A 17,932-nucleotide genomic window follows, 5' to 3' on the forward strand; every position below is an offset into this window, starting at 1 on the left:
CCGGGTTTTGATAAGTATATTGATCATAATAATACCTCATTTCTCCGCAAGTGGAATTATCGTAACAGGCAAATGTTTAAGAAATGTTTGCGGGACTAATGACAGCTTACCTTAAGAGGAAAATTGTTGCATCTCCAACCCTGACAACCATGTTGTCAGAATTATTAGTGTAGGATCGTTCTCAGATGACCTGCACAAGTTTATCGACAGAGGAGGCGATGGCCGTGAGATTGGACCGTTTGCTCGGAATCACGCTGGAGTTGATGGCTAAAAAAAGGGTAACCGCCGCGCAGTTGGCCGGCAAGTTCGAAGTGTCGGTGCGCACCGTCTACCGTGACGTCGAATTGATCAACCAGGCCGGCATCCCGGTCGCCTCGTTCACCGGCGCGGATGGCGGATTCGAGCTGATGAACGGATTTTTCCTGACGCGGCAGCACTTCTCGCTCGAAGACTTGTCGGTGATCTATTCGCTTTTGAAGGCGATGGAAGGAGCGATGGGCGGGACGGCGGCATCGGCGATGCGGAAGCTGGCCAGCCTGCATCCGGCGCTGGCGAATGAAGGAAGCCATGAAGCCGTCATTCTTAGCATGGACGCGCCGGAACAGCTCAAAGCTTCCAGCGGCGGCAAGACGCTGACGATCCGGCTGGCGGCGGGAACCGATCCCGCCGGCGTCTGCGGCCTGCTCGCAAGCGAGCATGGGGTGGCCGGCCAAGCGAACGAGGATGGGTCGATCGTGAAAGTAGCGGTCCAGGAAACCGGGCTGGCGCACGCCGTTATCGGCACGCTGCTTGGCCACGGGGCGGCGATCGACGATTTTACCATGGGCGACCCGAGCCTTGATGACGTGTTCTTCGCGCTCACCGCCGCTCACGGAAAGGAGGCATCGTCAGCATGAATATCACCCAGGCAACCGGAGCGAGGAAGCCGCGCCGCAGTCCGGGCGGCCTCGCCGCGACAGCGCCGTTCATGCGAAGAACGCTGTATCACATGCGAAACAACGGCTTCGGCTTCGCCATGGAGGCGGTCTTGTCGCCGATCGTCATGCTGCTCATCTTCGCCTTTTTGTTCGGCGGGGCGATCACCGGTTCCGTCACGGAGTATATCCAGTACCTGCTGCCGGGCATTCTCGTGCTGACGGTGGTGCCGATGACGGTATACAGCGGGACGACGTCATTTGAATCCGATCAGCATTGCCGTCCAGCTGACAAGGGAACTGCTGCATGGCACGGCCGGCGCGTCCGACCTGGCGTCCGGCATCGGCGCCGGTCTGCTTCTGATCGCCGTCTTCGCGCCGCTGACGGTTTACGTTTACTTAAGAAGGCAGCTGCGGTAAAAAGGGAGGCATTTTGCCTCCCTCAAGCCAATTAAAAACCAACCGCATTCCCCCCGGACATCGCCCGGCGCCGTTCCAGCTCCACATCCATTTCCGCGCGCTTGCCGTCAAGCTTATAGAACCAAACGGTAATTCCGATGAAGATGCAGATGATTAGCGGAATCCATATAAACGTTAATTCAATATATTTTAAAGCGGTTACCGTTTGCTCGGCATTGGGGACATAACCGCCCATGTTCAGGATCACTCCGATTAAAGCGCTGGCCAGCCCCATGCTTCCTTTGACGAAAAAGCCTTGGAAAGCCGCAATCATACCGGAAATGCTTCGGTTCTTTTTATATTCCGAATAATCGATGACATCCGGCTGAATCGCAAACGTGACGCCGAAGATGCCGTAAATACCGAGCCCGGTGATCGCCAGCCCCGCGATGAGCAGCAAGGCGGATGACTTTCCGAAATAAAGGATTAAATCCCCCGCAATATAGATAGCGATGCTTAGAAGCATGACGTTTTTCTTGGATATCCGCTTTTGCAGCCAAGGTAAAATAAGCAGCATCGGCAGCCCGGACAAAATGCCGAACAGGCCGGCAAAGGTGAGCCAGTCCGTCCGTTCGAGGTTATACGTAAAATAATAGATGACGGTCGTATTGCGGATAACAAACAGCGCAAAATAGAGGAAATTCACGATAAAGAATAAAATGCTCTGATCCGTCAATCCTTTCAGGTCTTCTTTAAAAGAAGACTTCCCGGGCGCCACGGTCGGAGGGACAACCTCTTTTGTGTTCATAAAGGTAAAAATAAATATGAACATGGCCGCAATGCCGTAAAGGCTCATGGTGAGCAAAAAGCCCTTTTGCGTATCTCCTTGGCCAAAGGAATTTACTAACGGTGTTGTAATGGACATCACTAAAGCCGTCCCAATCAGCGCGCAGATCATTCTGGTGGACACCAGCCAGTTTCGCTCGTGATTATCCGCGGTTAATCTGGGCACGATCGTGTTTAACGGGATATTGACAACCGTATAAGCAATGTTTAACAAAGTAAACGAGAAATAGGCCCAGATCAGTTTTCCGGTCATATTTACATCGGGAACCACAAACGTCAAGATGGTAAATACGGTAAAAGGAACGGCGCCGATCAGAAAATAGGGTCTTCCTTGCCCCCATCTCGTTTTCGTGCGATCCACCAACAAGCCCATGCCCGTATCCGCAAAAGCATCGATGATTTTGGTTACCAGCATTAACGTGCCCGCGGCAGCGGCCGTGATTCCGAAGACATCCGTATAAAAAATCATCAAATAAGAGGCCATGGTGCTGAATACCAGGTTGCACCCTAAATCGCCAGCCCCATAACCGATTCTAGTTTTCCATTTATTCATTGGCTCACCTGTCCTTTTTCAGCAATTTAGGATTCCGCCTTCGCTTCAAGAAAGTTTTGTCAGCGTTTTCATATCCTGCTTTAAATGTTGATAAACCGATTTGTAGACCTCGTAATAACCGTTATATTTCTCGCGGTGCTGTGGATTAGGCATCACCTTCTCGTCCAAAACCGGCCATTTCTTCACATCCTCGTAAGAGAGCAGGCCTGTTCCGATTCCGGCCAGCATCACATCGCCCATATTCGCTTCGACATCATGCACCGGGCAGACCACCGGATAACCGGTCACATCGGCAAAGATTTGCCGCCACAGTTTTGACTTCGTTACACCGCCGGCAATCAGGATATACTCGCCGAGGTTTTCACCGGTGGCTTCCATCGCCTCCCGCAAAGAATACGCAACCGCTTCCAGAAACGCCCGGTAAATATGGGCTTTGGTATGCGCCAACGATAGTCCGACGATCGTTCCTTTGGCGTCCGAATCCCAAATCGGGCTTCTCTCCCCCATAAAATAAGGAAGCACGATCAGCCCTTCGCTGCCGGCCGGGATTTGGGCCGCCTGCTCATTTAACACGTCGTACGCGTTTTTCCCGCCGGCTTTTTCCGCTTCGAGTTCAAATTGGCACAACGTTTGCCGGAACCATTTTACGATCGCTCCCGCCGTGGCCCCGCCGGCGAAATAGTAGGATAGTTTTTTGGCATCGTATAAATAGGGCCAAACGATGAGATCTTTTCGCTTTAGCGGTTGATCGGAAATGAATGCCGCACACATCGAAGTTCCGATGGCCGCCGCATAAACCCCGGGTTCCAATACACCGAGACCGATATTGGCGGCGCCGCAGTCAATCCCGCCGGCGATCACCGGCATCCCTTCGCAAAGGCCCAATTCGTCCGCCGCCGCTTTCGTTAATCCGCCGACAATATCCGTGGATTCCACGAGATTTTCCGGCATCATGGACAGCGGTATGCCCATGGCGTCCATCATTTCTTGCGACCAGGTTCGGGTATTCATATCAAAAATGCCGCCGATATTGCCCGCGGAAGAATAGTCGATGGCAATGTTCCCGGTCAGTTTATAGATGACGTAATCATTGGGCGGGAGAAAAAGCTTGGTTTTCCGCCAATTTTCCGGTTCATGGTGTTTCATCCATAATATTTTCGTATAGCCGTAATAGGGGTCGGCCCCGTTATGGGTAATTTCCAGCAGTTTTTCTTCGCCGATCCGGTCCAAGACCCACTTGGTCTCTTCTTCCGCTCTGCGGTCCATCCAAATCATGCACGGCCGGACCGGCTCCATATTGTCGCCCAGCGGAACCCCGGAGCCCCCGTACAGTCCGCTGATGGCGATCCCGTGAATTTTTTCCGCCGGAATTCCCGCTTTCCGTACCGTATTTTTAATCGACGTCTTCGCCGCCTCCAGCCACACCTCGGGCCACTGCTCCGCCCATAAGGGCTTTGGGGTCAATACGTCGTATTCCTGTAAATCCTGGGCGACCACATTTCCGCTTGTATCCGCCAATATCGTTTTTGTGCCCGATGTTCCAATATCCGTTCCCAGTAAATAGTGCATGCGTTAGTCTCCTTTCGCAAAGGCCGGATTTTTGCAATCCGTTAAATACAAGTAAAAGCACCGTCTATGACAAAATCGGCTCCCGTCGTAAAGCTGCTGGTGTCCCCGGCAAGATAAACGCAAATGGACTGCAGTTCTTCCGGTTTCCCCATGCGCTTCAGCGGCGCAACGCTGTTCCATTGTTCGATCAACGGCTTTAGGCTCGGAGAGTTCAAGGTCAGCTCTGTTCCGATATATCCGGGGCTGATGCAGTTCACGCGCACATTTCTTGACGCCCATTCCACGGCCAGCGATTTGGTGAGCTGGATCACTCCCGCTTTGGAGGCGTTGTAGGAGCATTGCGGTTGCGGCACATTCACAATATGTCCCGACATCGAAGCCGTATTAATGATCGAACCGCCGCCTTGTTTTAACATGACCTTTCCGGCTGCCTGCGCGGTCAGAAATACCCCGGTCAGGTTGATGTCGATCACCTTTCTCCACTGGTCGTACGTCATATCCTCGGCCGGGACATTCAGGCAAATTCCGGCGTTGCAGAAGGCGACATCCAGACGCCCGAAAACGCTCAGCACTTCCCCGATCATGGCGTCCACCTCTTCGGGTTTGGTTACATCCGCCCGGATTGCAAACGCTTTAATTTTATGGCCTTGTTCAAGCTCCGCAGCGGTCTTTCTGGCCTCCGCGATATCCAGGTCCACAATCGCCACATCCGCTCCCGCTTCGGCAAAGGCGGTGGCCACGCTTTTACCGATTCCTCTTGCGCCGCCGGTAACGAAAATTTTCTTCCCGTCCAGTCTCATTTTTTCGATGATGCCCATTTAGATACCCTCCTGTTCAATGAAGTTATTTTGTAAAATTATTTTATAAAATATGTTTATATAATATAGCCGTTTTTTATTGCCGTCAATATGCATAAGTTGGCTGAACCTTATGACGAGTTGTAAATATCCTGCCCCCCCCCCTGCAAACACCCTGCAAATATCCCGCCAAAGTTGTTGCCGTATAAGCCGCTATGATATAGTTAAACTAGGATTACATAAATCTTTTTTGCAAAAGTATTTTATAAAAATATGAGGTAAGATTTCATGGACCATAACACCGCAGTTAAAGATATAAAAAAGAACAATTACTCGGCGATTTACCATCTCATTTATCAACATGGAAAACTTTCAAAACAGGAAATCGCCAACCAGCTTCATTTGAGCTTGCCGACCGTTACGCAAAATCTGGTGCGTTTGGAAGAGGAAAAACTGATCGAGAAAAGCGGGTTGTTTGAATCTTCCGTCGGCCGGCGCGCAGCCGCTTATGCCATATGCCCTCAAGCCCGAATTAGTATCGGCGTGGAAATTCAGAAAGAGTCCGTGCGGATCTTGGCGGTTGATTTGCTTGGCATCGTCTTTCGGCAAATGGAATTGCCGCTTGGCTATGCCAACGGGGACCGTTATTACAAGGAGTTAAGCGATGCCGTGCAATCCTTCATCTCGTCTCTGGATGTGCCGGAAGATCGGGTGCTCGGCATCGGATTTGGCGTGCAAGCCTTAACCTCCGCCGACGGACAAAAAATCACATACGGTAAGATCTTGGATTGCACAGGACTGGAGATTGATGTGTTTGCGCGGCATCTCAAGTATCCTTGCATGTTTGTGCATGATGCCAAGGGAGCCGCGGCTGCAGAACTGTGGGTTAGAAATGACATTGGCGACGCGGTCTACCTGTCGATTGGGAGGCATCTCGGAGGCGCCATTATCATCAATGGCCAAATTGAGATGGGCAAAGAAGGACATAGCGGAACGGTGGAACATATGACGATTGAGCCAAACGGCGCTCCTTGTTACTGCGGCAAGAAGGGCTGTATGGAAACCCGCAGCTCGGTAAGCGCGCTGTTGGAAGAAGGGGAAACCTTGGATTCTTTCTTCCGCCAAGTACGTTCCGGGGTTTCTCCTTACGCGGAGCGATGGGATGCGTTTTTGGATTACCTGGCTTTTTCGATCAACAATATCCACCTGGTCATCAACCGGGAGTTTATTTTGGGCGGCCATATTTCTCCTTACTTAAAGCAGCAGGATATCGATATTTTGCATGAGAAAGTTGATGAAAGAACGGCGTTTCCCAGCCATGAACCATTTATTCATATCAGCCGTTCCCCGGAAAACGGTGTGCCTATAGGCGCCGCGCTCCCCTATATTCAATCTTTTTTGAATTCGATTTAATACGTTCGCTGAGTATACAACCAAGGGCATCGGGATTTTTTAATCCCAATGCCCTTGGTGTTTATTTATTCGGTGAGGCTATCGTTAGTTTCCCTTCGCTGCGCAGCCACTCCACCGTGTCAGCGATGGTTTCTTGAAACGGTCTTGTGCGGAAATCGAGCTCCTGCCGTGCTTTTTCGGAAGAGAACTGATTATTGCGGGTTAAGTTGTAGATTTCAAATTTCAAAGCCTCAAGATTGGCCCCGCCTTCGGATTGGGCGAAACGGTGTTGCGGCATGGCCTGCATCTGTTCCGGCGTCAAAATGGTCTCGACCCGCTTGGCACCGCTGGCTTCGCTGATCAGGTCGAACATCCGCCGCATCGCTACCATCTCATTGCTCAAAATGTACCCCTCACCTTTTCGCCCTTGCTCCGTGCAAGCGATTACGCCGTCCGCAAGATCGCGGACATCCACTGCGTTGAAGGAGCCTTCAACACCCACGGGCATTTGTTCTTGGCAATAACGGATCACAAAACTCGTGAATGGCCCGAAGGCGCTGTCGTCGGGTCCGGATATACCGGAAGGATAAATGATGGAGGCATCCAGATCTTTGCCGCGCACCGCTTCCAACACATATTGCGTGGCGATGGCCTTGGTTTTTGCATAATAGCCGACCACCTGATCCGGGAAAAACACTTCCGGCTCCCGGATCACCTGACCGTGCGGCGCTTCAAGAATGGCCCCGGTGGAGCTGACATACACCAATTTTTTCACCTGTTTGGTAGCGCACATGTCCACAATGTTTTTGGTTCCCGTCACATTGACGTCATATACTATGTTAATCCCCTCTCCTATCCCGAAATCATTGTTGTTTTTATCTGCCCCCTACCTTACCGAGAATTTGTTTATGAATTACTTAAGAAATGTTTGAGAAATGCTAATAAACGAAAAATGTGAAAAGACAAAATTTCTATAGGAGGTCACCTTATGAACGACAGTGAAAAAGCAGAAAACCAGCTCGAGCAGGCAAAGGCCAAAGACTCGACCAATGAAGGACGAACAAAGGCGTTTATGACGAAGGACGCGTGGAATCAAGACGGCAATCCCGCCGCGGCAGTTGACGAGTTTGGTCCGGAGATGGAACAGGAGGACCCGCCTACACATAACGGGGGGCCGATGTAGATTATGTTGCACTACATCTCAAGCACGAAAAAAGGGGCTTCCTCCCGCCCCCTTTTTCATTTGACCGATTTGCTTAAATGGTCCCCATAATCAGTCTGCATCTGAGTTTGACGTATTCGATGTTGTCTCTGGTTTGTCGGACACGAAAAGAGGATCGTTAAACAACGCAACAACAAGCTGTACGCCGTCGATCATCCCCTGCATGTACAAACGTTCATTTTCTAAAGCCCGCCTGAAGTGGTGTTTATCCTCCCAGTCCATAAACTCTGGCAGTTTCATTTTATCTATCCCAGGAAACATAGCATTAAAAGCTGTGCGTTCTTCGGCACGGAGTTTACACACATCAGGATGGCGTTCGATCCTGGCCGAAGCGTCGTCCACCCTCTGTTTTATCGCGTCTTGAAACCAAAGTGGAAATGGCATCGCGCTTAACCTCCTATGAAAATGGTTTTCCCGATAAGTCCATTATCAGCCTGTTATACTAACCACACCAGATAAGGTTTACAACAAAATGTAAACTTTTCACAAATGAAGCGGCGATATTTTCTTGTGTAGTGTATAAAAAAAACGCCGGGGCTACCGACGTTCCTATGCCAATGGTTACAATATGATGTTCGAGCCACATTAAACTTTTTATAAGCGGGATGGATTGTGAACCTTCAATAACTGAGTTTCTTGTTTATATTGTAGAAAAACCAGTTGAGTCTGTGTAATGCTCTGCTTAGCAAACTCAATTGCACGGTTCTTTAAAAAATATTCTACGTCTTGTCCTTTTGGACATGAAAAATCAGAGAGGATTTGTTTTGTTTTCTCCTCTCCTAGTTGCTTAATCATATCAAGCAAGGGGATTTCTAAGAAGCCCTTGACCAATGTTACTTAAAGATCTCCTTAATCTTCTCTCCTCGGATTTCTTTATGCGCTTTAGAGTAAGAAACTTCTTGGGAGCATTTACCGTCAGCATTTTCAAGCGCAGAAATCAACTGTTGGCTCGCTTTTTTGTCCCTGATAACAATGTCTTTTGTTATGCTACTTGTAGCCATACCGTTGACCTCCTTTCTGCCGCTAATATTATATGCAACTTCCCTTGCTTTATGTACCTTATTATAACTTTTGTGCCCAAAATGGCAACGAAATTCGCAATTTGTTGGATTATTTTTCAAAAATACTATAAGATCGATTTCAGGCATAATTTTCAAATAAAACAAGACGAATCATTCATTCTAGTCTTATCATACCTCTTTTTGTCATTTATTGGTTGACAGATAACGGCCTTGTATGGGACAAAAAACCGCCAGCTAAAAAACGCCCTCAACTTTAAGCACTGAAAGGACGCTTCATATGCTATTCTTTTGGTTTAAAGTCCGGAAAGAAATAAGCCACCATGGCCGCATACCGGTCCTGTGCCGATAAACACGTATCGATTAGATACCCTCTTTCTACCTGAAACTCCTTTAATCCCCGATAATAAAAAAGCTTATACTCGTGATCAATAATGAAAGGCATGATATCATGCTTCAGGCATTCTTTGAACATAATTATCCTGCCCACCCGGCCGTTCCCATCCTGAAAAGGATGAATGCTTTCAAACTTATGATGAAACTCTATAATATCCTGGGCGGTAACCTGCTTTATTTGGTGATAAGCAGCAAGCAGCTTTTTGATTTCACCTTCAACTTTTCCCGGTGCTGTCGTCTTGCTATCCCCAACTACGTTGGGTCGCGTTCTGTAATCTCCAACACGAAACCACTCTTTTTTTTCATCCGAGGTATTTCTCTTTAGGAGACGGTGAAACTCTTTGATCATTTCGTCAGATAAATCCTCCGCTGCATGGTCCAACATATAATCAAAGCAGGTAAAATGATTTACCGTTTCAATAATATCATCAACGTTTGCCGCTTCTTCCTGCTCCATATGAATAGTATTGGTTTCAAAAATATACCGTGTCTGATCCTCGGAAAGCCGGCTTCCTTCAATACGATTGGAATTATAGGCAAGCTTAATCTGGGTCTGATGGTACAGGCCTCCCTTTAAGTGCATCTCTTTTTCTTCCTGCAACAGTTTAAGCAATCTATGTTCCATAGGCACCGCTCCTTTCCTCTCATATTATTAATATAAATTAATACTGTAGCATATTTCTATTCTTTATCTTAATTACTTTTAAAAGTATTCCCCTGATTACATCCCCATATCCTGTCAAAAAAAGAACACCGGGGTTACCGACGTTTCTTTCAATCTCCACTTCTCCGCTAACTCCCACCTAATCAATTACCAAAACAAGCGGCGAACCTTATCGTTTCGCAGCCACAGTCCTCCCCAGGCAAGAATCGCCATATAAACCGCAAACAGCGTATGCGAAAACAAGGGAGCGTCCACGCGAATTTGCGTGGCGACCACACCGCCGTAAAAAGCGGTCAGCAGTACCGCACCCAGGACGGCCGTCCTCGGAATGGCGTACAGCACGGTAGAGAGAAGCGCGAGGATGCCAATGGTTACGATATGATGCTCGGCAAACCCGAGCGTCAGCGTGCCCTCCACAACGACGGCCGGCTTAAAAAGCTTGGATATGCCGTCGAACAACATAAACAAAATGACAATACCGCTCATAATTCGCCCCGTCCAGAGACGGCCTTTGGATATTTTTTCGGTCATCGTTCATCCACCTCGATCATGAATTTACACGTATCATAGCATGAACGACGATCCTTCGTTTCTTATGGATTGCCATCTTTTTGAGCCGCTGCCCTTCTGCATTCTCCAGCTCATTCCGAACGCTGCGCTAACTTCGCAAACGCTTCGCTGATGTTTTTCATTCGATCTTCCACTTTTTTCGCCGCCGCATCCAAAGTATAGCCATCATCCAAGAGCTCCTTGATTAAAAGAACTTTTTTCACGTTCAAATAATCATATTTTCGCGTGGTCCCCTCGGTTTCTTTTGATGAATGGATGATCCCTTTTTCTTCCCAGTACCTTATTTGTCTGGTGGGAACGCCTGAAATTTCAGATACTTCACCTATCCCGACAACCAATTTGCCCAATAAATCGAAATCCAAAAGGATATTTTTAAGCTCTTCGTTCGAGTTCATGTCATCACCTTCAATGAAAATAATGAAAATATTGCTTTGAAGATATTTTACCTCAAATGACGATCAGCTACAAATTTTAGTTTTATATTGACATTGATTGTAATTTAGTTACAATGAATGTTGTGATTATACGTTTGTCGCAAATCAATTACTAAGGAGATGTTATTTATGCCTATTATCAATGTAGACTGCTGGGAAGGTTTTAATGAGCAACAAAAAAAGGAATGGATTAAGGCACTAACCGATGCTACTGTAAATCTTTTTAACCTGCCTCCCGATAAGGTTTTGGTGATCCTGCGGGAAACGCCGTTGACCAATTGGGGGCAAGCCGGAGCAATCGCCGCTGACCCTGAATTTTTGGAAAAAAGCCGCATCACGGACATTTCACAGCAACGAAGCGAATAACCTGGAGGATTATTCCGGAGGGTGGTTTTGCAATTAAGGAGGACCTCTCATTGACACAGCTTGTTGAAAAAATTCATGCAAAATCGGATCAATACAACTACTCTCTGATAACGGCCATACTGACTTGGTGCGGTTTGGCGGTTGTATCGAGCCTTTACATCACGATTCCTTTGGTCTCCATCTTTGCGGATGCGTTTCATGCAGCACCGTCGCAATCATCCTGGGTAAGCAGCTCTTTCTCGTTCACCTACGCCATCGGTTTTCTTTTCTTTGGGACATTATCGGAAAAGTACGGAAGAAGACAAACGATGCTTTACGGTTTGGTCGCTTTATGCCTGTTATCTCCTTTGCTTGGACTTGTCCACAGCCTGCCGGGGCTGATCCTGCTCCGAGCCGTTCAAGGCTTTGCCGCCGCATCGTTTGGTCCCGTTGTCCTTGCTTATATCGTGGAACTGTATCCGATTGAAAAAAGAGTGACAACCATTGGTTTTGTCAGTACAGGTTTCTTGATGGCAGGCATTATCGGCCAGGTTTTCAGCAGTATGATCAGCATAAATCTTGGCTGGTCCTATGTTTTTTATATTTTGGGGGGAATCTATTTGCTGTCGGCTATTTTGTTCGGGGGCTTGGTTCCAAGAGGAGAAGTCAAAAAGAATCAAGTAAGCATGGGGAGTACATTCCGACAGATCCGGGCTGTATTTTCGAATACATCGCTGTTGTTTTGCTACCTCGTAACGATCACGCTTCTTTTTTCTTTTGTGGGAATGTACAGCACGCTGGGAAATTATTTAAGCCAAACTCCCTTTGCCTTAAGCAGCAACCAAATTCTATTGGTGCGGGCCGCCGGAATTGTCGGGATGTTAGCATCTCCGTTTGCCGGGCGGTTAGCCGGTAAATTTGGCGCCAAACGTGTTTTACAAGGCGGGCTGCTCTTAGCGACAGCGGGTCTCGTCATCATTGGAATCAGCTCCAATCTCCCGATTCTGATTGGTATGAGCATCGTTTTTGTTACGGGTATAGCGATTTCCGTACCTACCCTGATCACGTTAATCGGAAGCATCGCAGGTGAAGCGAGAGTGATCGGCGTTACTCTATACACTTTCATATTGTTTATTGGCGCTACTCTTGGGCCCATCGCCGCAATGAACCTGATGAAGTTCGGAAGTTTTATCCTAACTTTTGAGGTATTGGCATTCATCATAGGCAGCGGATTGCTGGCTTCGTTTCTGGTTAAAGCAAATGGTAATTCAAAGTGATACAAGTCCAAGGAAGGAAAAGAGCAAACCAAATATTTCGCATGAGGTAACGATTCCGGACGGATATGTCCTGAAAACTGTTCAAGGCCAAAAGCAAAACGCTGAAGATGTCTGGTGGTTCCGCTATGAAAAAGCATCCGGCGCAAACCATGGTCCGGGAGGCGAACATTTTTCATTTGTTATAACAAAAAGCAGCAATAAACTCCTGGGGTTTACTTGGATGGATAAAACTTTGGCGGAGGGAGAACTTCCAACGAAAGAAGCTGCCAAAGCAAGCGCACAACAATTTTTAGGCATGCTTGAGCCGGGCCTATTTGCAAAATTGGATAACTTATGGATCGACAAACATGATGAAAGCACCCTAGTAAAAAACGGAAAAGCCATTACCTTTGAACAAGAAATCAAATGGGTCAACGGTAGAGTTACCGAGAAGTGGCTGCATGATAGTTGGGTTAGAGACAGATCATAACATTAAAAAAGCCCTTCACTCGCAAAAAACGAATGAAGGGCTTCTCCAATTTAACGGTTGAAAGGTGAGGAGGAGTGAACCTCCATCTCCTTCTTAGCGGGAAGGTGTTCTCGTTAAACTATCACCCTACACAGGAAGGATTGAGACCTTCATCTCCTGCTTGAGAGGCAGGCGCCTTAATTAAGCTACTGTGTGAGAAAATTTTATCATATGTTATGATGGATGTAAATTATTTCTCAAGGTGGTAAGATGAAGAACCCGGGAACAGCAACGGAAAACGGCCGAAAATTTAGATGCTATATATGCAAAGAACCGAATCCGGTCGTCCACGACCACTATACCAAGCTATGCCGGGCCTGCGGCGAATACAATGAGCTGAAACGGACAGCCAGGCATCACCTGGACAACTATATCGCTCTGGTGACGGGCGGCCGGACAAAAATCGGCTATCATACGGCGCTGCGTCTGCTCCGCGATGGTGTACGGGTTATCTTAACGACCCGGTTTCCGTACGATGCGCTGCAGCGTTATATCAAAGAGCCCGACTTTGACACTTGGAAGGATCGTATTCATATTTACGGGTTGGATTTTCGCCAAATCGAAAGAGTCGAGATGTTTGCCCGCTACATAAACAAGGAGTTCCCTTACATCGACATTATTATCAATAATGCTGCGCAGACGGTGAGAATGTCCCCCGAGGAATACGATGGGTTGATGCTAAAAGAAGCGGAACTCCAAAAACAGCTTTTTGGCGGACAAGGGTCTCCGCAACTTGCCGGAGGAACCGCTCTTCCCCGCATTGCCAATCCGATAAGCAGTGAAACGGCGGATTCCCCGTATCTGCAATTGCTGAATCCGGAACGAAGCTTGCCGGCTTCCTCTTCCCAGCTTCAAAATTCATGGACGGCCGAGTCCCGGCAAATTTCCGTGGTGGAGATGCTCGAAGTTCAATTGATCAACGTGACCGCGCCCTTTTTAATCAATACCAAACTGAAAGACGCCATGATACGAAGTCCGCATCCAAACCGTTTTATCGTAAATGTATCCGCGGCGGAAGGCCGTTTTCAAATGAAAAGAAAAGGAGGCTACCACGTTCACACCAACATGGCGAAGGCCTCGCTGAATATGATGACTCTAACCATGTCCAAGGAATATAAAAAGGATCGTATCTTCATTACCTCCGTGGATCCCGGATGGGTGTCGAACCAGTTCCCGGAGCAGGCGAAGGCCCGCAAGGCGATCGAATTGCCTCTGGACTTTGAGGATGCCGCGGCCAGAATCTGCGATCCGATCTATGAAGGAAAAGATGCGGAGCGCCCTTGGACCGGGGTATTTTTAAAGGATTACAAGCAGGTGGATTGGTGAAAAAGAAAGCTCTCTTTCGTCGGGAAAGAGAGCTCGTTTGCGTTTCGCGATTTTATTGAACTCTTCTCGCTTCCAATTCCGCAACAATCTCATGATGCGGTTTCTCCCACCGGTACAGAGAAACCAAGATGAGAATCGACAATATACATAAAAGGATCGGCAGCCAAATAAAGCTGATTTCTATCATATGAAGTGCGGATGGCGTCTGAGTTTGATTGGCAACATAACCCCCTGCCGCAAGCAACCAAGCCGGAATCGCTCCGCCAAGACCGGAGCCTAATTTAATCGCGATCCCGGAAGCGGTAGAAGCAAGCAAGCCTTGCGCGCGGACGCCCGATTTCCATTCGCCATAGTCAACCGTATCGGCAATGAGTGCAAACAATAACCCGACCGGCAAGCCTAGACCAACGGCGCCAATGACTATACCCGTAAGCACCATGGCCGTACTATTACCGCCAAGATAAATAATCAACTGACCGAGCATGCTGATGGCCATTCCGGCGATCATCAACGTTTTTTTACTGAACTTCTTGGATAAGAACGGCACACAGATAATTCCCACCAGCGTCAACGAGCCGAGCGTATTGGCCGTAGTAACGAGGTCAGGCTGATTCAGATTGTAGGTAATGTAATAAATGCCCGACGACAATTTCACCACGTACAAGATAAAAAATACGACGCCCACTAAAACCCCGGCAAACCATGGCATATTGCCTTTTATCGCCTTGACGCTCTCTCGTACAGGCAATGATTTTCCCCCGGATCGATCCTGAACCCGTTCTCTCGTATTGAAAAATGTGATCAGGAACATCACAAGTCCCACTGCGCCAAACAGAATCATCGTATGGAAGAAGCCTTTTTGCTGATCCCCATTCCCGAAAAATGCGACAAGCGGCAATAACGTCAGATTGACAAGCAATCCGCCCAGTTGCCCGCCAAACATCCGAAAGGAGTTAGCTACCGTTCTTTCCTGAACATCGCTGGACAAGCTCGGAAGCAAGGTAGTTAACGGATTGTTAACGGCGGTATACAGGATGTTGGAAGCAATATAGAAAATGTAGGCATACGCCAGCTTCCCGGACGCGCTTAACTCAGGTCCCATAAACAACAGGATCGTCACGATGGTGAACAGAAAACAGGACCATAAAATCCACGGTCTTGATTTCCCCCATCTGGTATGCGTCTTGTCGATAAAGATGCCGAAAATGGGACTGTCCAGCATATCCACAAGTCTTGCAACCAGCAATAGCGTTCCTACGGCGGCAGCGCCAATGCCATAAACATCCGTAAAATAGAAAGTTAAATAAGTGGTAACCACCGCATAAATCAAGTTTGAAGCCGTATCTCCCAAACCGTAGCTTACTTTTTCCAATAAGGACAACTTTTGATTCGACTCTTCTCTTGTCGCCATTGTGCACCCTCCTGATGGGAACGTTTTCAAGGAGAAACTAGTGTAAGTAAATACTTCCCTTGATTAAATCCTTCTCCGTGCTGCTGGTTCCGATGTACACTTCATAGGCCATCTCTTCAAGCTCCCACCGGTTTGCGGCAGGATTGAACCACTTGATTTTTTCAACCGGGCAGGCGATTTCAACCTTCGCTTTTTGACCCGGCTTCAGCGTAATCCGCTTAAACCCGCGCAGAACTTTAACTGGCCGATCTATCTTGGAGTTGGCGAAACCGACATACAGTTGCACGACTTCGTCGCCCGTTACGTCCCCTGTATTTTCAACCTCGCAAGCAGCGATGATTTGATTATCCATTGTTTTGAAGGAAGCATTAGAAATCGCAAAGCTGGTGTAGGATAAACCAAATCCGTATGGCAAGGAAGGCTGGATGCCTTCTTTCTCCAATTTGGCATATCCGTGATAATAGTCATATTTGATCTCGGTTGCATCCCAATCCACTTGGGGAAGATGGCTTTCGCTCGCCGGTACCACAAAAGGCAGTTTGCCGCCCGGATTGACGTCGCCGAACAACGTTTTGGCTATGGCGGTGCCGCCTTCCATTCCCGGATAGTAGGCCATCAGGATGGAGGAAACCGACGGCTTCCATTCTTCAATCATGATCATATTGCCGCCGATCAATACCGCAACAGAGTTTGGGTTAACGGGGCCAACCGCGTTGATCAGTTCAATATCTTTCGTATGCAAACCAAGACTGTTTTTACGGTCCCCACCCGCCTTCAAATCGGCATCTTCGTTCGTGACGGATTCCCCTTCATCATCGTGGTCGTATCCTACGACAAAGACAACGGCATCAACGGATTTCGCCAATTGCTTCGCTTGCTCCAGGTCTTTACCGTTATTGAAGATCACCTCGGCATTTGGAAGTAAACGTTCGATCCCCTGGAGCGGTGTAACAACGTATGGCGGAAACACACGGCTTGAACCATGATCGCCGATATTTCCTTTGCTGCCGAGTTCGCCAATAACCGCGATACGCTTTGTTTTCGTTTTTGAGAACGGCAGGACATGGTGATCGTTTTTCATCAAGGTCATAGACTTCTCGGCCGCTTCCAGCGCTAATGCGATATGCTCTTGGCTTGCGATCAGGTCCTTCCCGTACGTATCCTTGTCTGCTTCTGTAAATGCCAGTAATGTACGGACAATTCTTACTGCCGACTCATCGATTTTTTCTTCACTGACTTGGCCGTTCCTTACGGCTTCAACCAGCTTGTCGCCAAAAAATTTCGTATGGCACATTTCAACATCCATACCGCCATTTGCCGCTTCGACCGTATCTTTGATACCCCAGGCAAAATCACTGACGACAAAGCCGTCAAAATCCCATTCATCCTTCAAAACCCGATTTAACAAATAATCATGATGCCCGCAATGAATTCCGTGGTACATGTTATAAGCACTCATCACACTGCCGGCACCCGCATCTACACAATCCTTAAAGTGCGGCAAAAAAACCTCGCGTTCCGTTCGTTTATCGGCGGTGACGCTTACCTTAAATCGAGCCCATTCCATGCTGTTGAAAGCATAATGCTTCACGCAAGCGATTACATTTTCTCCCTGAACGCCTTTTACCAAAGAGGAGCCCATGACGCCCAAGTGGAACGATTCCTCGCCGTAGACTTCCTGGCTTCTGCCCCAACCCGGGTTATACGGGAGATTAATGCAAACGCCGCCAAAAAAATTGCCGCCTTGCGCACGAACCTCTTTGCCTATTGCATGCCCAATGCGCTCTTCAAGTTCCGGGTCAAAGGCAGCGCCTCTTGCCATAGCTACCGGAAAACAGGTGCTGTTGCCGGATACGACTCCACGCGGGCCGTCGACAAATTTCATTTCCGGCACTCCCAAGCGGTCATTTCCGCCGGCGGGATAAGGTCGCCAGTTGTAATGTCTCACCTTAAAATCTTCCAGCATCTCTTCCATGGAGACTCTTCCGCTCATGAGATATACTTTTTCTTCCAAACTCATTTGGCTGACGATTTTCTTCGCCTTCGCGGTATAAGACAAGCGAACCTGTTTATTGGCCTTCATCCAATATCTCCTCCAATCTGTTTTTCAAATCTCTATAAAACCGCTTTCAAACAAATTTTAATGCAGATCCGTCCATGATTCCTTCCGATTTCTTGGGCAAGTGATAGGAAGATAAGCGCAAGTGCAGCGGATATCCGCAAGAAAAAATAAAAAACCAAAGAATTTCCCCCAAATGATCCAGGGAATTCTTTGGTTTACTTTTAAAAA

General features: G+C 48.0%; 20 protein-coding genes and 1 tRNA gene. 8 read left to right on the plus strand and 13 right to left on the minus strand.

The window, feature by feature from the left end; genetic code table 11:
• Window positions 1–224 precede the first annotated feature (224 nt).
• Window positions 225–896, plus strand: a complete 672-nt coding sequence (locus tag DYE26_RS34250; protein ID WP_240534185.1) for an HTH domain-containing protein — start codon at window positions 225–227, stop codon at window positions 894–896.
• A gap of 279 nt (window positions 897–1,175) precedes the next feature.
• Window positions 1,176–1,334, plus strand: a complete 159-nt coding sequence (locus DYE26_RS34255) for a hypothetical protein (protein ID WP_227872713.1) — start codon at window positions 1,176–1,178, stop codon at window positions 1,332–1,334.
• A 31-nt stretch (window positions 1,335–1,365) separates the two neighbouring features.
• Here DYE26_RS34255 and DYE26_RS17050 read toward each other — a convergent pair whose 3' ends face one another.
• The 3 genes from DYE26_RS17050 to DYE26_RS17060 are packed head-to-tail and all read right to left on the minus strand — an operon-like array spanning window position 1,366 to window position 5,099.
• Window positions 1,366–2,712 carry a glycoside-pentoside-hexuronide (GPH):cation symporter gene (locus DYE26_RS17050; RefSeq protein ID WP_036625701.1) on the minus strand — a complete coding sequence of 449 codons (1,347 nt, stop codon included), beginning with the start codon at window positions 2,710–2,712 and terminating at the stop codon, window positions 1,366–1,368.
• A 45-nt stretch (window positions 2,713–2,757) separates the two neighbouring features.
• Window positions 2,758–4,281, minus strand: coding sequence for an FGGY-family carbohydrate kinase (locus DYE26_RS17055; protein WP_036625703.1), 1,524 nt, complete (start codon window positions 4,279–4,281; stop codon window positions 2,758–2,760).
• A gap of 41 nt (window positions 4,282–4,322) precedes the next feature.
• On the minus strand, window positions 4,323–5,099 hold the full coding sequence (locus DYE26_RS17060; protein ID WP_036625705.1) for an SDR family oxidoreductase: 777 nt from the start codon (window positions 5,097–5,099) through the stop codon (window positions 4,323–4,325).
• 267 nt (window positions 5,100–5,366) lie between these two features.
• Here DYE26_RS17060 and DYE26_RS17065 point away from each other — a divergent pair, with 267 nt between their 5' ends.
• A complete protein-coding gene (locus DYE26_RS17065) occupies window positions 5,367–6,491 on the plus strand; it encodes an ROK family transcriptional regulator (RefSeq protein WP_036625707.1) in 1,125 nt (374 codons plus the stop codon).
• Window positions 6,492–6,552: 61 nt separating this feature from the next.
• Here DYE26_RS17065 and DYE26_RS17070 read toward each other — a convergent pair whose 3' ends face one another.
• The gene (locus tag DYE26_RS17070; protein WP_082207923.1) at window positions 6,553–7,326 is read right to left on the minus strand and encodes an NAD-dependent epimerase/dehydratase family protein; all 774 of its coding nucleotides are present in this window, start codon (window positions 7,324–7,326) and stop codon (window positions 6,553–6,555) included.
• 132 nt (window positions 7,327–7,458) lie between these two features.
• On the opposite strand from DYE26_RS17070, the gene DYE26_RS17075 reads away from it, so the two are divergent.
• Window positions 7,459–7,653, plus strand: a complete 195-nt coding sequence (locus tag DYE26_RS17075) for a hypothetical protein (RefSeq protein WP_036625709.1) — start codon at window positions 7,459–7,461, stop codon at window positions 7,651–7,653.
• Window positions 7,654–7,743: 90 nt separating this feature from the next.
• On the opposite strand, the gene DYE26_RS17080 is transcribed toward DYE26_RS17075, so the two are convergent.
• The 6 genes from DYE26_RS17080 to DYE26_RS17100 form a co-directional block, all read right to left on the minus strand.
• The gene (locus DYE26_RS17080) at window positions 7,744–8,076 is read right to left on the minus strand and encodes a hypothetical protein (protein WP_036625711.1); all 333 of its coding nucleotides are present in this window, start codon (window positions 8,074–8,076) and stop codon (window positions 7,744–7,746) included.
• 210 nt (window positions 8,077–8,286) lie between these two features.
• Window positions 8,287–8,523 carry a hypothetical protein gene (locus tag DYE26_RS17085; protein ID WP_036625712.1) on the minus strand — a complete coding sequence of 79 codons (237 nt, stop codon included), beginning with the start codon at window positions 8,521–8,523 and terminating at the stop codon, window positions 8,287–8,289.
• Window positions 8,524–8,525: 2 nt separating this feature from the next.
• Window positions 8,526–8,693, minus strand: a complete 168-nt coding sequence (locus DYE26_RS33495; protein WP_164815204.1) for a hypothetical protein — start codon at window positions 8,691–8,693, stop codon at window positions 8,526–8,528.
• A 301-nt stretch (window positions 8,694–8,994) separates the two neighbouring features.
• Window positions 8,995–9,732, minus strand: a complete 738-nt coding sequence (locus tag DYE26_RS17090; protein ID WP_036625714.1) for a Fic family protein — start codon at window positions 9,730–9,732, stop codon at window positions 8,995–8,997.
• Between the two features lie 186 nt (window positions 9,733–9,918).
• Entirely contained in the window at window positions 9,919–10,302 is a 384-nt protein-coding gene (locus DYE26_RS17095) for a DoxX family protein (protein WP_036625715.1), read from the minus strand.
• A 110-nt stretch (window positions 10,303–10,412) separates the two neighbouring features.
• Window positions 10,413–10,736, minus strand: a complete 324-nt coding sequence (locus DYE26_RS17100; protein WP_036625716.1) for a MerR family transcriptional regulator — start codon at window positions 10,734–10,736, stop codon at window positions 10,413–10,415.
• A 168-nt stretch (window positions 10,737–10,904) separates the two neighbouring features.
• Between DYE26_RS17100 and DYE26_RS17105 the strand changes: the two genes are divergently transcribed.
• Genes DYE26_RS17105 through DYE26_RS17115 form a run of 3 tightly spaced genes read left to right on the plus strand, consistent with a single transcriptional unit; the run spans window position 10,905 to window position 12,866 of the window.
• Window positions 10,905–11,141 (plus strand): tautomerase family protein, encoded by a 237-nt coding sequence (locus tag DYE26_RS17105; RefSeq protein WP_051985683.1) that lies wholly within the window; start codon window positions 10,905–10,907, stop codon window positions 11,139–11,141.
• Window positions 11,142–11,191: 50 nt separating this feature from the next.
• Entirely contained in the window at window positions 11,192–12,397 is a 1,206-nt protein-coding gene (locus DYE26_RS17110) for an MFS transporter (protein ID WP_082207925.1), read from the plus strand.
• The gene (locus DYE26_RS17115) at window positions 12,381–12,866 is read left to right on the plus strand and encodes a YcdB/YcdC domain-containing protein (protein ID WP_051985684.1); all 486 of its coding nucleotides are present in this window, start codon (window positions 12,381–12,383) and stop codon (window positions 12,864–12,866) included. The genes DYE26_RS17110 and DYE26_RS17115 overlap by 17 nt, the downstream gene beginning before the upstream one ends.
• A 126-nt stretch (window positions 12,867–12,992) precedes the next feature.
• Here DYE26_RS17115 and DYE26_RS33500 read toward each other — a convergent pair.
• Window positions 12,993–13,061, minus strand: a tRNA-Glu gene (locus DYE26_RS33500).
• A gap of 54 nt (window positions 13,062–13,115) precedes the next feature.
• Between DYE26_RS33500 and DYE26_RS17120 the strand changes: the two genes are divergently transcribed.
• Complete coding sequence (locus tag DYE26_RS17120; RefSeq protein ID WP_036625719.1) at window positions 13,116–14,231, plus strand: SDR family NAD(P)-dependent oxidoreductase; 1,116 nt, start codon at window positions 13,116–13,118, stop codon at window positions 14,229–14,231.
• Between the two features lie 52 nt (window positions 14,232–14,283).
• Here the strand turns inward: DYE26_RS17120 and DYE26_RS17125 are convergent, their stop codons facing one another.
• The gene (locus tag DYE26_RS17125) at window positions 14,284–15,642 is read right to left on the minus strand and encodes a glycoside-pentoside-hexuronide (GPH):cation symporter (protein WP_036625721.1); all 1,359 of its coding nucleotides are present in this window, start codon (window positions 15,640–15,642) and stop codon (window positions 14,284–14,286) included.
• Window positions 15,643–15,679: 37 nt separating this feature from the next.
• Window positions 15,680–17,725, minus strand: a complete 2,046-nt coding sequence (locus tag DYE26_RS17130) for a beta-glucosidase (RefSeq protein WP_036625723.1) — start codon at window positions 17,723–17,725, stop codon at window positions 15,680–15,682.
• Window positions 17,726–17,932: the final 207 nt, after the last annotated feature.

Source organism: Paenibacillus macerans (genome assembly GCF_900454495.1).
Classification (GTDB): domain Bacteria; phylum Bacillota; class Bacilli; order Paenibacillales; family Paenibacillaceae; genus Fontibacillus; species Fontibacillus macerans.